At 68.2% G+C, this 13,298-nt stretch carries 13 protein-coding genes and 1 pseudogene; 4 read left to right on the top strand and 10 right to left on the bottom strand.

Annotated features, from left to right (window positions below; genetic code table 11):
• Window positions 1–67: 67 nt before the first annotated feature.
• From ACIG5F_RS22090 to ACIG5F_RS22060, 7 genes are all read right to left on the bottom strand, one after another.
• Entirely contained in the window at window positions 68–820 is a 753-nt protein-coding gene (locus ACIG5F_RS22090) for a DUF3137 domain-containing protein (protein ID WP_396520213.1), read from the bottom strand.
• Window positions 820–1,299 (bottom strand): YbaB/EbfC family nucleoid-associated protein, encoded by a 480-nt coding sequence (locus ACIG5F_RS22085; protein ID WP_396520211.1) that lies wholly within the window; start codon window positions 1,297–1,299, stop codon window positions 820–822. Before ACIG5F_RS22085 ends, ACIG5F_RS22090 begins: the two co-directional genes overlap by 1 nt.
• On the bottom strand, window positions 1,296–1,793 hold the full coding sequence (locus ACIG5F_RS22080; RefSeq protein ID WP_396520209.1) for a hypothetical protein: 498 nt from the start codon (window positions 1,791–1,793) through the stop codon (window positions 1,296–1,298). The genes ACIG5F_RS22085 and ACIG5F_RS22080 overlap by 4 nt, the downstream gene beginning before the upstream one ends.
• 33 nt (window positions 1,794–1,826) lie before the next feature.
• A complete protein-coding gene (locus tag ACIG5F_RS22075; protein WP_396520207.1) occupies window positions 1,827–3,224 on the bottom strand; it encodes a putative T7SS-secreted protein in 1,398 nt (465 codons plus the stop codon).
• The gene (locus tag ACIG5F_RS22070; protein WP_396520205.1) at window positions 3,224–3,838 is read right to left on the bottom strand and encodes a hypothetical protein; all 615 of its coding nucleotides are present in this window, start codon (window positions 3,836–3,838) and stop codon (window positions 3,224–3,226) included. Before ACIG5F_RS22070 ends, ACIG5F_RS22075 begins: the two co-directional genes overlap by 1 nt.
• Window positions 3,839–4,110: 272 nt before the next feature.
• Entirely contained in the window at window positions 4,111–5,310 is a 1,200-nt protein-coding gene (locus tag ACIG5F_RS22065; protein WP_396520203.1) for an amidohydrolase family protein, read from the bottom strand.
• A complete protein-coding gene (locus ACIG5F_RS22060) occupies window positions 5,307–5,567 on the bottom strand; it encodes a GAF domain-containing protein (protein WP_396520658.1) in 261 nt (86 codons plus the stop codon). Before ACIG5F_RS22060 ends, ACIG5F_RS22065 begins: the two co-directional genes overlap by 4 nt.
• Here ACIG5F_RS22060 and ACIG5F_RS22055 point away from each other — a divergent pair.
• Window positions 5,568–5,777, top strand: a pseudogene (locus ACIG5F_RS22055) (RpiR family transcriptional regulator); the annotation flags it as partial.
• A gap of 653 nt (window positions 5,778–6,430) precedes the next feature.
• On the opposite strand, the gene ACIG5F_RS22050 reads toward ACIG5F_RS22055, so the two are convergent.
• Window positions 6,431–7,597: a hypothetical protein gene (locus ACIG5F_RS22050; RefSeq protein WP_396520201.1), complete on the bottom strand. Its 1,167-nt coding sequence runs from the start codon at window positions 7,595–7,597 to the stop codon at window positions 6,431–6,433.
• Between the two features lie 143 nt (window positions 7,598–7,740).
• On the opposite strand from ACIG5F_RS22050, the gene ACIG5F_RS22045 reads away from it, so the two are divergent.
• The 3 genes from ACIG5F_RS22045 to ACIG5F_RS22035 are packed head-to-tail and all read left to right on the top strand — an operon-like array spanning window position 7,741 to window position 10,105.
• A complete protein-coding gene (locus ACIG5F_RS22045; protein WP_396520199.1) occupies window positions 7,741–8,127 on the top strand; it encodes a zinc finger protein in 387 nt (128 codons plus the stop codon).
• Entirely contained in the window at window positions 8,124–9,017 is an 894-nt protein-coding gene (locus ACIG5F_RS22040) for an SAM-dependent methyltransferase (protein ID WP_396520197.1), read from the top strand. The genes ACIG5F_RS22045 and ACIG5F_RS22040 overlap by 4 nt, the downstream gene beginning before the upstream one ends.
• Before the next feature lie 26 nt (window positions 9,018–9,043).
• Window positions 9,044–10,105: a hypothetical protein gene (locus tag ACIG5F_RS22035; RefSeq protein WP_396520195.1), complete on the top strand. Its 1,062-nt coding sequence runs from the start codon at window positions 9,044–9,046 to the stop codon at window positions 10,103–10,105.
• Window positions 10,106–10,240: 135 nt separating this feature from the next.
• Here the strand turns inward: ACIG5F_RS22035 and ACIG5F_RS22030 are convergent, their stop codons facing one another.
• Together ACIG5F_RS22030 and ACIG5F_RS22025 are read right to left on the bottom strand one after the other, a co-directional pair.
• Complete coding sequence (locus ACIG5F_RS22030; RefSeq protein WP_396520193.1) at window positions 10,241–12,376, bottom strand: cell division protein FtsK; 2,136 nt, start codon at window positions 12,374–12,376, stop codon at window positions 10,241–10,243.
• Window positions 12,373–13,254, bottom strand: a complete 882-nt coding sequence (locus ACIG5F_RS22025; RefSeq protein WP_396520656.1) for a hypothetical protein — start codon at window positions 13,252–13,254, stop codon at window positions 12,373–12,375. Before ACIG5F_RS22025 ends, ACIG5F_RS22030 begins: the two co-directional genes overlap by 4 nt.
• Window positions 13,255–13,298: the final 44 nt, after the last annotated feature.

Genomic DNA, 13,298 nt, shown 5'->3' with positions numbered 1-13,298 from the left:
GGCGGCCACCTCGGCCGCCAGGTCCGCGACCTGGCCGAGCCCTACCGCTGCGACCTCGACGATCTGGTCAGACCCAGGCCGACTCGGGGATGCGGTCGAGCAGATCGCATCGCCGGTCGAGGGCCGGGATCAGCGCCGCCGGGTCCCGATGGTCGGAGACCGGGTCGGACAGGTCGAGGTTGTCACCCAGCAACTCCATGCTGCGGATCTGCTCGGCATTGGCCAGCAGGTACTGCATCACGGCGGGATTCAGCACCGCGCGGGCGAAGCCCTCGTTCTCGGCGCTGACCCGGAACTGGGCGTCGAAGTCCGGGTTGCCGTACTTCAGGTCCCCCATGCCCAGTGCGCTGTTGACCTGGTTCGCCAGACGCGGCTCCCTGAAGACGGTCAGCGCCGGACCAGGCGCGACCGTCCGCACGAAGATCACCTTGTTCCACTCGATGTTGCCGGCGTAGTGGACCCGAAACAGGGCGGAGATGAACGGCCGTCCTCGGTGCGTGCCGGTGATGATCTTGTGCGCTTGGTCGGCCCGGGGCGGCAGGTGGTAGGGCTGCAACGGGTTCAGCGGGCCCTGCCTGGTCGGCATCTTGATCAACGGTCGCCGGGTGTGCTCGCTCTGCGCGTTGAACACCGAGACGAACGAGTCGTTGCGCTCCTCATATTTCCAGCCTCGACGGGGAAGTTCGGCGTTGAGCCGCTCCATGATCCCCTGCTCGTCGGCGTTGTAGGAGCGGCGCAGGAAGACCATCATCACGATGATCGCGACCGCGACCAGCACAATGCCCCCGCCGGCTATGGCGAGGATCGCCGCCGGACTCATCAGAAGGCGTCCTCACTGAGCACGCCACTGTCCTCGAAGGACTGATCGTCGCGCGGCGGTCGCGGTTCGCGGAACCGCGCCGGGGGCGGCACGACGGCGGTCGGCCGGGCGTCGCCGAACAGCCGCTCGTCCGAGTCGAGCACCCGGTCCAGCAGTTCGGTGTCGCCGAGCCCGCGGCGGACCACCTCGGCCTGCTGCTGGGCGGCCGACGCCCGGGCCTGGGCGATCGCCTGCATCACGCCGGCCGACAGCGCTTCCGGCGTGGTCGAGCGGATCTGGTCGGTGAAGGTGACCGAGGTGATCGACCCGCCGGGCCCGGCCACCACCGTCACCACGCCGTCGGGCGAGGTGGCGCGGCCCTCGGCGTTCCGCAGCTCGTCGGCCATCCGCTGGTAGGACTCGGCCCGCATCCGGTTGTCGGCGGCGGCCTTGTCGATCGCCTCGATACGGGACAGCAACTGCCGCGCGGTGTCACTCATTGGGCGCCTTCGGGCTTGATGGTCGACAGGAACTTCTGGAAATCGCCGATGACCTGCTCGAACTGTTCCGGCAGCGCAGACAGCACGACGTGCAGGACGGCGCGGAGCTCGGTGTCGCGCTGGTCGCGCATGCCGAGGAAGACCTGGAACTGGATGATGTCCCGCGGCTGGCCCTTGAGGTCGATGGTCAGTTTGACCGCCTGGGTGAGGCCGGGGTTCTCGGCCGAGCCGACCTCGTTGCGCCGTCCCAGCTGGACGTTGCGCGCGCCGCTGGCCCGCAGCCGCGCGACCGCCTCGTCGCCGATGGCGGTCAGCGACTCCGACTCGCCGCGCAGCTCGCCGGTGATGGTGATGTTGGCGGTGAACCCGTTCTGGATGGTGCCCGGGTGCAGGGCCACGAAGGCGGCGTCGGGCGTGCCGACCTCGTCCGGTGGCACCGACCGCCAGCCCTCGGGCAGCGAGAACTCGATCGGCACCGGGATGGTGGCTGCCACGTTGCGTCTCTCTCCTGATCGATGGGGGAAGGGTCAGAAGCCCAGGAAGTGGCCGACGTCCGCCGCCGCGTTGGCGATCCCGTGGCCCACATCGGCGGCGACATGGCCGACGTCCTCGGCCACATTCTCCACGGTGTCGACGACCGCCGCAGGATCGACGCTGATGTCGAAGCCGACCTTCGCGCCCACGCCGAGCCCGATGCCCACGGACGCGCCGAGGTGGAACTTGCCGTCGTCGCCCATGCCGATCTGGCCGCTGGCCTCGGCACCCGCGCCGGCCCACGCCTCGCCGTGCACACCGGCCGTGACACCGGCGACCTCGGCGCTGGCGTCGCCGGAGACCCGGGCCCCGGCGAACGCCTCGGCGCTGGCCTGTGCGCCGGTCCAGCCGATCTGGCCGTCGGCCTTGGCCTCGGCCCCGACAAAACCGTCGGCGCTGCCCTTGAGGCTGGCCGGCCCGGCGTTCAGCTCGCCCTCAGCGTGCCCCTTGGCCAGGTACGCCTCGGCGCTGGCCCCGCCGGCCAGGCCGAGGATGCTCGCGCTGCCGTGCGCCTCCGCGCCGGCGCCGAGCACGGATCCGTCCAGTTTGCCGCTGCCGGAGAAGGCGCCGTTGTCGAACTGGCCCTCCAGCGACCCGTGCAGCAGGTCCACATTGGCCGAGGCCGCGACCGTCGACTCCGAGGTGTCGATGCCCAGCGCGTCCAGGACGCCCTTGATGTTGTCGGTGAACATCCCGTCGGACTGGCTGCCGAACTCACGGCTGTAGCTGCGGCCGCCCTTGTTCTTCTGCCAGCCGCCGGGGTCCTCCTCGACCCACTCGCCCTTCTCGGGATCCCATTTCTTGACCTTCTCGCGCTCGTCGGCGCCGAAGTCCTTGCCCCCGAGTTTCTTGGTATAGCTGCCGTCGTCGTTCTTGGAGAACCCGAGGGCCCTGGCCACCAGACCGCCGACGGTCTCGACCTTCTCGCGGGCGTTGTCCAGGATCTGCTGCGCCTCCTGGGCGGCGGCCTGACCGGGATCCTGGAACGGGTCCATGGTCTGCCCGGCGGCCTGCGCCTGCTGGGCCTGGGCGTTGTACTGCGCGGCCGCCGTCCTGCTGGCCGCCTGCGCCTGGGTGAAGGCCTCGATGGCCCGCTGGGCCTCGCTCTGGCCCCACGTCAGCACGTCGCCGAAGTCGGCCAGCGCCGTCGCCTTGTCGCCGACGGTCGCGATGGCCTGCTCCCACTTGGACGGCTCCGCGCCGAACACCGCGCGGAAGGCGTCGCTGGCCTCGCCGACCCACTGGGCCGGGTCGATGCCGCCGAGATCGTCCTTGATCCCGCCCATCAGCTGGATGTTGCCCACCAGGTCCCGCAGGTCGCTGGAGATGCGCTCCGGCTCGCCGGGGATGAGGTCCTTGGGGTTGCTGGTCTGCCCGAGTTCGGCCGGCATCAGTACTCGACATCCTTGGCTTCGTCGCCGCCGGTGGAACCGGGGAACAGTTCGCGGGACCGCTCGGGGCTCATCACGCCGCCGGGGCCGTCGGCGTAGCCGACCCGGTCCTTCTTGAGCATGCCGCCGCCGTCGGCGGCCTCGGTGCTGGGCTCGCCGAGCCGCTCGTGCAGCTCGTTGGGCGTCAGGTTGCCGGTGAAGCCGCCGCCGGGCACGCCGGGCAGGCGCTCGCCGATCGGGACGTCGCCCGGGTCGACGCTCTCGCCGCCCAGGATCCGGCCGATCCGGCCGGCGACCCCGCCGGTCGTGCCGCCGGGCTGCCCGAACTCGCCCTCGATGGCGCCGATGACCTTGCCGGCGAAGCTGTCGGAGTCGGCGTAGCCCATGGCCGCCGCCTTGAGGCTCTCGCCGTGCCCCTCGGCCTTGTCCCGGAGCTTGCCGATCTCGGACTTCATGTCCTCGATGAACTGTCCCCAGCCGGCCTGCACCCCCGGGTGCCCGTAGTCGCCGCTGGGTTCCTGCCACAGCATCGCGGCGGCACTGCCCACCGCGTCGCTGATGGCGTTCGCGGTCCGGAACAGCTCCTCCGGGACCGCGCCGAAGCCGCCAGTCATGATGTCGCCCCTGATTCCCCGGTCACCGTGCTGTGAGCAACCGTCGCAGAGTGGCGGGGCCGGTTGGGGGTGGTTGACCACCTATCACCCATTTGGGGGATAGGTACGGTTTGGGTGGACGGCGCTACCGCAGTCTGTCCACTGCGGACCGGCCCGGCCGCACGATGTAGTCGACGCTGACCCCGGCCAGCTCGGCGACCTCCTCCCGCCGCAGGCCCGGGGACCGCCGGGTCATCGGCGGCGCCATGAAGATCGAAGCCCGGCGCTGATCCTCAGGCGACCAGCTCGCCGCCCTGGATCACGTGCCGAAAGTTCTTCGGCTCGGCCAGCACCCCGATGTCCTCCACCGGATCTCCTTCCACGACAAGGAGATCCGCGTGCGCGCCCACGGCGAGGGTCCCGATCTCACCGGTCAGGTCCAGCAGGTCCGCCGCCGTCGTGGTCGCCGCGCGGATCACCTCCAGGGGCGTCTGCACCTCGGCCCGCAGCCGGAACTCGTGGTTCTGGCGCCGATGCATGCCGCCGAGCAGATCGGTGCCGTAGACCAGTTTCACGCCGCCACGAGACGCTCGCTCCAGGGCTGCCAGGCCCGCGCCGAGGACATCGTCCACCTTGCGCCAGCTCGACTCCGGGAGTCCGTGCTCGCGGCCTTCCTCCTTCAGGGCCCAGTAGGTCACGAGGGTCGGCACCAGGAACGCGTTGTGGGACAAGAACAACTCGACACTGCGGTCGTCGATGAGGTTGCCGTGCTCGATGGAACGCACGCCCAGTTCCAGGGCTCGGTTCACCGCCCGGGCCGTGTACGCGTGCGCGGCCACGTAGCGATTGGCCGCCTCGGCCTCCTCGACGATCGCGCGCAGTTCGTCGGCCGAGTACTGGGTCGAGTCGATGCGGTCGGTCGGGGAGGCAACGCCTCCGGAGGCCATCACCTTGATGTGGTGCGCGCCTTTGCGCAGCTCGTCGCGCGCCGCCGCGCGGACCGCGTCGACACCGTCGGCCACCCGGCCGAGGCCCGCGCAACACGGGTGGTCCTCGCGGGCGTTGGCCCCGCGGGTGCGGCTGTCCCCGTGGCCGCCGGTCTGGCTCAGCGCCCGGCCGCAGAACAACAGCCGTGGGCCACGGAACAGGCCCTCGGCCTGCGCATCGGCCAGACCGTAGTCCGCGCCCGAGGCGTCGCGGACGGTCGTGAAACCGCGGTCGAGCATCTGGCTCATCGTGCGCATCGCGTGCGCGGCCGCATAGGACGGTGACGTCGACGGCAGCGAACCGAGATCCGCTGTCAAGGCTGTGACGTGCACGTGGGCGTCGATCAGCCCCGGCAGCACCACCGCGCCTCGCAGGTCCAGGGTCCGCACATCGGCCGGGCCCTCGTCGGCGATGCGGCCGTCCACGCAATGCAGGTCGCCCTCGGTGTACTCGCCTGTCGCCGGGTCCAGCAGCCGGGCGTTGCGCAGCAGCAGGGATCCGTTCACCGTTCCTCCAGTTCCAGCAGCGCCGCCGCCGCCAGCGGCGCGAGCGACTCGGCCGCCGCGACCGAATCCTCGTCGTAGCTTCCTTCGGTGTCGAGGATGTTGAGCACGCCCAACGTCCGACCGCCCACCACGACCGGCACGTTGATCACCGCGCCGCAGCCCAGCTCCGCGATCAGCCGGTGGTCGGCGAAGACCTCCCGGACGGCGGCGGCGTCCGGGCCCAGATAGGGCCGCTGTCCGAGGACGCACCCCGCCAGCCAGCCCTCGCGGCCGCCGCCGAGCAGGTCCTCATGGTGCCCGCCGAGGGCGTGACCTTCTCCGCTTCCCTCACGGCCGGCATGGCCCTGGCCCAGGCCATCGTCGCCGAACTGGCCGCCGTCGACCCCACCCGCACCGCCGAGTCCATCGAGTCCGCCGAGGCCATGTGGTCCCGCTACAACCTCCTACACCGCCGCTCCAAGCCCTAGAGCACCCGCGCAGCACGGCGGAACGATGGCTTTCGACAGCTGCGCGACCGCACCCCGAAACGCCATCCCAAGCCCCTCTTCGGCTTGGCCCAGGGGCGAAGCCCCCAGGCTCTGTGCGCCCCCCACCGCTTCGCTGGCTTAGAGGTCCGGGGGGCGAAGCCTCCCCGGCACAAGCCCAAAGCCCGGCCATGAAAAGTGGCCTCCCCGCCGGGGGTCCGGGGGGCGAAGCCCTCCCGGCGTGGGGGCCTGGGGGCCGTGCCCCCAGAAGACCCCCGATCGATAACGGCCCGCGCCCTCCGCGGGCACAGCTCACCCAATCGATCGCGTGCCCCTGGCAGGATTCGAACCTGCGACACACGGTTTAGGAATGCTCCTATCCGCTCGCGCACCCGTGTCTACCTGGGATTATGTGGCGGTCACGCTTGCACCATGGTCCCTGTGGTCACGGTTGTGTTGCACTTCGCACCACGACCGGCACCATGGGCTCGTGACGACATTGAGTCCACCATGGACGATCAACGTGGTCGAGTGATGGCCGCTGTTCATCTGTCGTGGGCACCGTGACCGCAGCCAGTCCGAGCGCATGCCGTCTTGGTTGGCTCCGTATCGGTTCAAGGGGTGACTGTCTATTTCTTCTCGTTCTGCGACTGGTGTCATCGAAGGCGGTTGGTGAGTGCTCGGAGCCGTCGATCCTGTCGTGCGGAACCAATGTCTGCGGCAAGTTGGCGGGCCACTGTCGCATGTTCACGCGCGGCGTCTCGTTCGCCGAGCGTCGCCAGTGCGGTTGCCAAGTCGACGCGCAGGGCTGTCTCGGCTCGGGTGAATGACGGGTCAAGCCGGTCGAGCGCGCTGGACAATACCGCGACAGCCTCGGCGTCGCCGAAACGAGCGAGCGCGTGACCGCGCCAGCGTGCAAGATGTGTCGAATCGAGCGCGACGTACGGGCCGTCGAAATTCATCGAATCGATGGGAAGTAGGTTGGCGGCTTCATCGAATGCGTGGAGGCTTTCACTTCGTCGGCTGTCTGCCGCCAGCGCCTCGCCGTGTGCTGCCGCGAGCCATGCTCGAAACAGATGCGAGCAGGAACGATCGGCGCGAGCCCGTACGTCGGCAAGGATGTCGACGGCGTCCCCCGGCTGGCCAAGGTCGAGCAGGACGAAGGCTTGTTCGGCGAGTGAGTGTGTCTCGAACGATAGTGTGCCAGATTCGATCGCTGCCGATTTTGCTCGTTCATAGTGTTGCCAAGATTCTGAGACGCTGCCAATGTCCAACGCTTGCCATCCTGCTAGCGTGTGCAACTCGGAGAGTAGGCCGGCAAGCTGAGCCCTCATGTGTGGATGCAGGCTGTGTGACAACAAGCGTCCAACCTGTCGGGCCTTTGTCTTCACCTCCTCATGTGCAACGACAGCGCCCAACTGGCGGTCAATTTTGCGGATGGTGTTGAGTTGCTCCCCAAGTAGCGAGATTACGGCGCTGTCGACGCGTCGAGAGGTGCTGATCATTTGGCGAAGCTCGCCGGTCGAGTCGGATATTACCTCCACGGGAGGTGGTGCTTCCAACAACTCGTCAATGTCCATACTGAAAATGCGTTCGAGTAGTCGCGCGGTTGCTGGACGTACGGGGCCGAGTGCGCTTCCATCTGACCGGCGGCCGGCAACGAGCCTTTGCAGATGGCGGAGGCTGAGTGTTCCGGGTTCCTTGTTCTCTTGCGCGAACTCTTCGGCGTAGTTGACGAACTCCTCGAACGTCTGCTGCCGGTCCCGGATCAACTGTTCCAGGACGGTCCGCGCGGGGTGTCCCCCTCGACCTCGCTGGGCCATCTCGCCTCCTCTCGGTCGGCCCCGATATGTCGTGCCTATGTCGTGCCCGTGTCGTGGACCTCGGCTCGGGATGACGACAGTCTGATTTCAGTCTGCCATGGCCACTCGCACGTGGTCAGCAGGCCGTCCGGCGATTCCGTCACGTGCACCGCTCCGCACACGCCGGACAACCCCTTGCTGCGGCGGGCGCTGGTCACCCCGACTCGGCTCCCGCCGCAGCTCGACCGTCGGAGGCGAACGGCGTGACCGGATCGGAGATCCGCACTTACCGGTGGCAGCCTGCCGACGGCAAGCGCCACGCGGTTCCTGGCGGCCGAGTGAAGCCGGGCGAGCAAGTCACGACTCTGGTGGGGGAGCGCGTGACGGTGCCGACGCAGCGACTTGGACCAACCGAGTGGACATGGCCGACATGCGTTCGCTGTTGGGACGAAGCCAAGACGTGCACGCACATTTCGCTTGCAGGGCTTGGAGTTCGGTACGACGTCGACACCAAGGCGGCCCAGCATCCGGACAAGCGCCGATCGGCGTGACCACCGCGCGACGCGAGCAATCGTTCGATCACTTCAAGGAGCACGACATGGGCATGGCCGACGGCCACAACCCGAATGAATGGAGCCTCAACGCTGACTGGCGGCCGGCCGAGGTCGACACGGAGCGTGCCAGCGCCGCCCGTATGTACGACTACTACCTGGACGGATCGCACAACTTCGAGGTCGACCGAGTCAAGGCCGAGGAAGTCTTGGCGGTGCTGCCCGAAGCTCGGACGTTCGCTCGGCAGAACCGAAGCTTTCTGCGCAGGGCTGTGCAGTACGGCGTTGAGCATGGAGTCCGACAGTTCCTCGACCTCGGTTCTGGACTGCCGACTGCCGGCAACGTGCACGAGATCGCCCAACGCGCCGTACCGGATGCCCGCGTGATCTACGTCGACAACGAACCCGTTGCCGTCACTCACAGCCTCGACCTGCTCAGGAACAACCCGTACGCCACCTGCATCCACGAAGACATCCGGAGGCCCAACAGCGTCCTACACCATCCAGATACCAAGCGGCTGATCGACTTCTCCCGGCCGCTCATGGTGGTGATGTGCGCGGTACTGCACTTCCTCTCAGACGAACACCGTCCCGCCGAGATCGTGCGCGCCTACTCCGACGCGCTGGCGTCGGGCAGCTATCTCGCCCTCTCGCACGCCACCGCCACTGACTACCCCGAGCAACTCGCCCACGTGATCGAGATCTATCGGCAGACGCAGAACACCGCACACCTACGGTCACGTTCCGAGGTGACAGCGATGCTCGCCCCCTTCGAACACCTGGTGTTTCCCGGTGTCGTCTACACCCCCGAGTGGCGACCTGAGCACTGGGCCGACATCGGCGACCCGGCCGAGTCGCTGGCCTTCGCCGCCGTTGCCCTCCACCCCTGATCCGTGCTGACCCGGAGCACTCATCCATGACCCACCGTCTCTCACTGGTCCGTCGGCTCGGCGAACTACGCCGGTCCTACACCGGGGAAACCGACTCCACCCTGTTGCACACCATCACCGAAGGCATCCAGACGCTCACCGCAGAGGAACGGGAGAAGATCAGAGCGGTCCTCGACGCTGGCTTTGAGACCCGCTTGCTCGGCGAGAACTCCTCTCCGCCGCCAGGCGACGTGCTCCGCCGCGCGGTGTTGGCCGACGCCACAAACCTTGCCCAGCAACACCTTGAAGCCGGGATCCTGTTCGCGCTGGGTCGTATCGCGCCCTACCGGTGGCCGGCGACGAGTGTGGTAGCACCGATGCCTGTGTGCGCGATGGTTCGCCCCGACGGCAAGGACGGACAGTCGGTATTGCACATGCGCCCGGCTGCCGCCGCGCCAATGCTGGCTACCCTGCTCCCATACATCGTTGACGGTCGTGTGTACGGGATGCCGGGGCTGCGTGTGAGTCTGTGTCGCCGGCATGTGCGGCTGTGCCTTTTCGATAGTGGCGAGTCCATGTCCGTCGGGCTAGCGGGCACGAGCTTTCGGCAGTGGAGCGCCATGCTCGCCTTCGCTGGCGTGCTGACCGGCTACGAGTGGCCACAGGTCTTCGTGGACGCGCCGAGCGCCCCCGAACGCAGCGCGATCGCAGCGCGTCGATTCCGTGGATCGACGTGGTTGGCCAGCGCGTTGTTCCGCCGCCTCTGCGTTCTAGGCACCACCGTGTGGTTGACCATCCGGGAAGACGGCCCTACCGGCATTCGCGTGGAGTGGGCCGGTGGCCGTACCGCCGCTCAGGTTGCCACCGCATTGGTGCACCCGTTGACGGGGCTGCCAGGCGAGGTGTTCACCGCGACCCGTGACGGCGCGGACCGCGTCACGATCACCATCTGGGGAACTGCTGGCGGGGCTGAGGCGACGGTAGTCCTGTGTCGGGCACCCCTGAGCGCATCGCCACCGTTCGAGCGGATTGACACAGCAGACGCATGGAAGGCGTTCAACTTCGTGATGGCACAACCCAACGTGGTTTCGCCCAGATCGGCGGCGTAGGTGACGGGTGGGACGGGGTGCCAGGTACCCTGTCCCACCCGTCACAATCGACGTTTGCGCTGGTAGGCGCACATGTTCCCCCGTCACGGCGGCTGTGACGGGGGAACAGCTGTGTGACGGCCCCTGTGACGGGTGTCAGTCCTCCGCATCGTCGGCCGCCTCGCCGTCGCCGGCAGCCCTGATAGCGGCGCGAATGTCGGCGGTGAAGTAGCCGCGCACTTGTCGCACCTTGCCGTCCGCCATCGGAATCCGATCACGCCTCGACCGGCAGCCCAGATCGTTCATCTGGGTCCCGAACGTCGTCGGCTCGATGCCGAGCGCCTCGACCAGTTCGGCCGTAGGCACGAACTCTCGTCCGTCCGGCCCGTCGAGATCCTCGCCGAGATAGTCCACAACGGACGCCAGCGGCTCCGGCAACTCGACCAGTTCCACATCCTCGGCCGGTGCGGTCCCGCCGCCGATCGCTTTGGCGACCGCAGCCCGGTCGAGCATCGGCGTCGGGTCGGCACCGACGGCGTGTCCGCTCAGCGTTCCGGCAGCCTCTCGCAGCATCCGGCCACGCTCGCAGATCGCCCTCCAGTCGGGGTTGGGCATGTAGTACGTCCGGACCGTCATGGCCAACACGTCCGCTCCCGTCTCGGTCTCCCCGTCCGGCCGAAGGATGCCCACCCCCTTGTGGGACGCCAACAGCTTCGACGAGTCGTAGCCACGGGTGTTCATCTGCTCGCCGAGGATGATGTTCGAGTCGCGCCAGTCCATCACCCGTAGCGCGAACCGTGAGCCGAGCACCGCCCGCAGCGACGTCGGCAGCGAGTTGCCGTCAGGGCGCTGCGTAGCGAGGATGACCACGATGCCGGCCGCCGGCCCCTTCTTCGCCAGCCACGTGAGCAGCTCGCCGAGATACTTCCCGAGCGGGATCTTCTTCCCCTCGATCTCGACCGGGATGCGGGACTCCAACGGGATGTGCGCCTCGTCCACGATGACGGCCGTGATCGGCATGTTCAGGGCCCTGTCGCGCGAGATCGCTGGCGTGATCTTCGACTCGGGGCACGTCTCGTCGTCCAGCTCTCGCATGCGGGCATACCGGCCTTGTGTCTCAGACACCAACTCCTCAAGCCATGTCTTGAACGCGGCCAGGTGCATCTCGTCGTCGCCCGAGAAAAACCGGTGCGCGCACGGCTCGCACGCGTCCCAGTCCTTGCCGCCCTTGAAGTCCGCCACGTACAGCCGCGTGTACGGGTCCAAGATCAGCCCCACGGCCGCGAGTCGTTCGGCGAAAGTCTTGCCCTGCCTAGGAATTGCGCCGATCAGCAACGACGTCCACACCAGCGGGAGGTTCACCTTCCGGGCGCGCGCATCGTGTCCAAACGGGACCGGGCGCCAGGCGTCCCAGTGCTCGACGTTCAGCAGTGGTGTCCGAAGCGGTGGCGCCGCGTAAGGATCTTCGTCGGCAACCCACATCGACACGCGGCCGGCATGGCCGCCGTTGCCTCGGACTCGCTCGGCGATCAGCTGCACCTCGTCCACCGCCAGCGCCGACGCCAGCGCCTCGCGGTTCTTCACGACATCGGCAGCCTTGCGGGTGGCCGGAAGGTCGACAGTGATGGCCCACCCGTCGCCTTGTCGCGCAGCACGTTCGACCAGTCGCAGAGTCTCGTCCTTGCCGATCAGCTTGGCGTCTCGGAACGCATCCACCAACACCTGCGGATCCATGGTCCATGTGAGCGAGCGCGGACCGGACAGGACTGGTTTGCGGCCAGGACTACCTTCCTTGCGTCGGCCGAGGATCGCCAGCGCGACGGATGCAGCTCCGCCAACGATCCACAGCACCACCGCGCCGTACACGAGCTGAGCCACCAGCACCACGACGATGCTGGCGACCGTCACCGCACCGGTGACCTTCCATCGGAAGAGCGTCAGCGCGCGAATCTCGGTGAACTTGTCGGCTAACTTCTCCGACTGCTCGGCGGCATCGCGGTAGTCATGAACGGTGACCCACCGCCGCCACCCGCGCATCGCCGCTACCAGACCACGGGCTACTGCGCCGACGAAGCGGTACGGCGACCGCAGTACGCGCACCACCAGATCCTTGCCTGCCTGCGTGGCCGCCCGGCGGCTCTTCAGCGCCAACGGAACCTTCGGTGAACGCTGCCACCACGACGCGAACCCTCGCCGCGCAGATGGCTTGTCGGTGCGCGGTGCGCTCTCGTCCACCAGTTCGGCGTCGTAGACCGGATCGGCGGGAACAACTTCGTACTCGCGCGAAGTCATTGCTGCACCTCGCCTTCCGGCGTCGCGTTGTTGGCATCGTTCGCATTGTTGGCAGAAGTACGCTCCACTTCGGACTTGAGATCGGCGGCCAAGCGAGGCGATAGCCCTCGTGCGCAGTCAGTCACTGACCGGATCCATGCGGGCGTGATCTCCACACCGGGCGACCACGCAGCACGTGCCTCGGCGAGGTACTCGCCGAATAGCTTCCGACGACGGGGGCTCTTGCGCTTCGGCTCCTCGACCTTCGGTTGGTGAACGGGCTGAGGTGCGTTCGCCGCCGAGGCGTTCGTGAACGCTGCGGTGACTGCCTCGGTCAACTTGTCGCGGAGATCGGTGACCGCCTCGGCGGCGACGAACACCACCAGCGGCGGAACCGAGTGCAGCACGATCCCCGGCAGCGAACCTGCCGCGAAGGACGCCCACGTGTTCATCACGTACGTGGCCGCGACGGTGAGCCACTTCGCACGACGCACCCATGGACCGGTGTGGACCTGGTAGCGAGCCGTAACCTGCTCGGCTCGCAGGATCGCCAGTAGCACGAGCGACACGGTTGGGTCGAGTAGCCACGCTGCCAACCACGGAAGCGACCACAGCGCCGCGCCCGCTGCTGCGAACGCCTGCACATTTGTCATGGTGAAGCCGAGCCCGAGCGTGATGCCGGCCCAGCACAGCCGGTCGACCTGAGTGCGCACATGCTCGACCCGCAGCGCCACCACGTCCGGATGGGTCTGGTATGCCCGCCGTTGGGCGGCCTCGGCCGCCTCCCGCGCGAGCTTCTCGGCTTGGTTGGTAGAAGGGCCGGGGGGGCGCCCCGGGGGGGCCCCCCCACCCCTCGTGTGGTTGGGCGGGGCGGGGGGGGTGACCCCAGACCACCCCATCGCCCCGTCGCGGTGTGGGCCCGGCGCCCCCTCACAGCGCGGGG

Source organism: Kutzneria sp. NPDC052558, from assembly GCF_044547355.1.
Classification (GTDB): Bacteria; Actinomycetota; Actinomycetes; order Mycobacteriales; family Pseudonocardiaceae; genus Kutzneria.
This window is presented reverse-complemented; position numbering and strand designations above follow the sequence as displayed.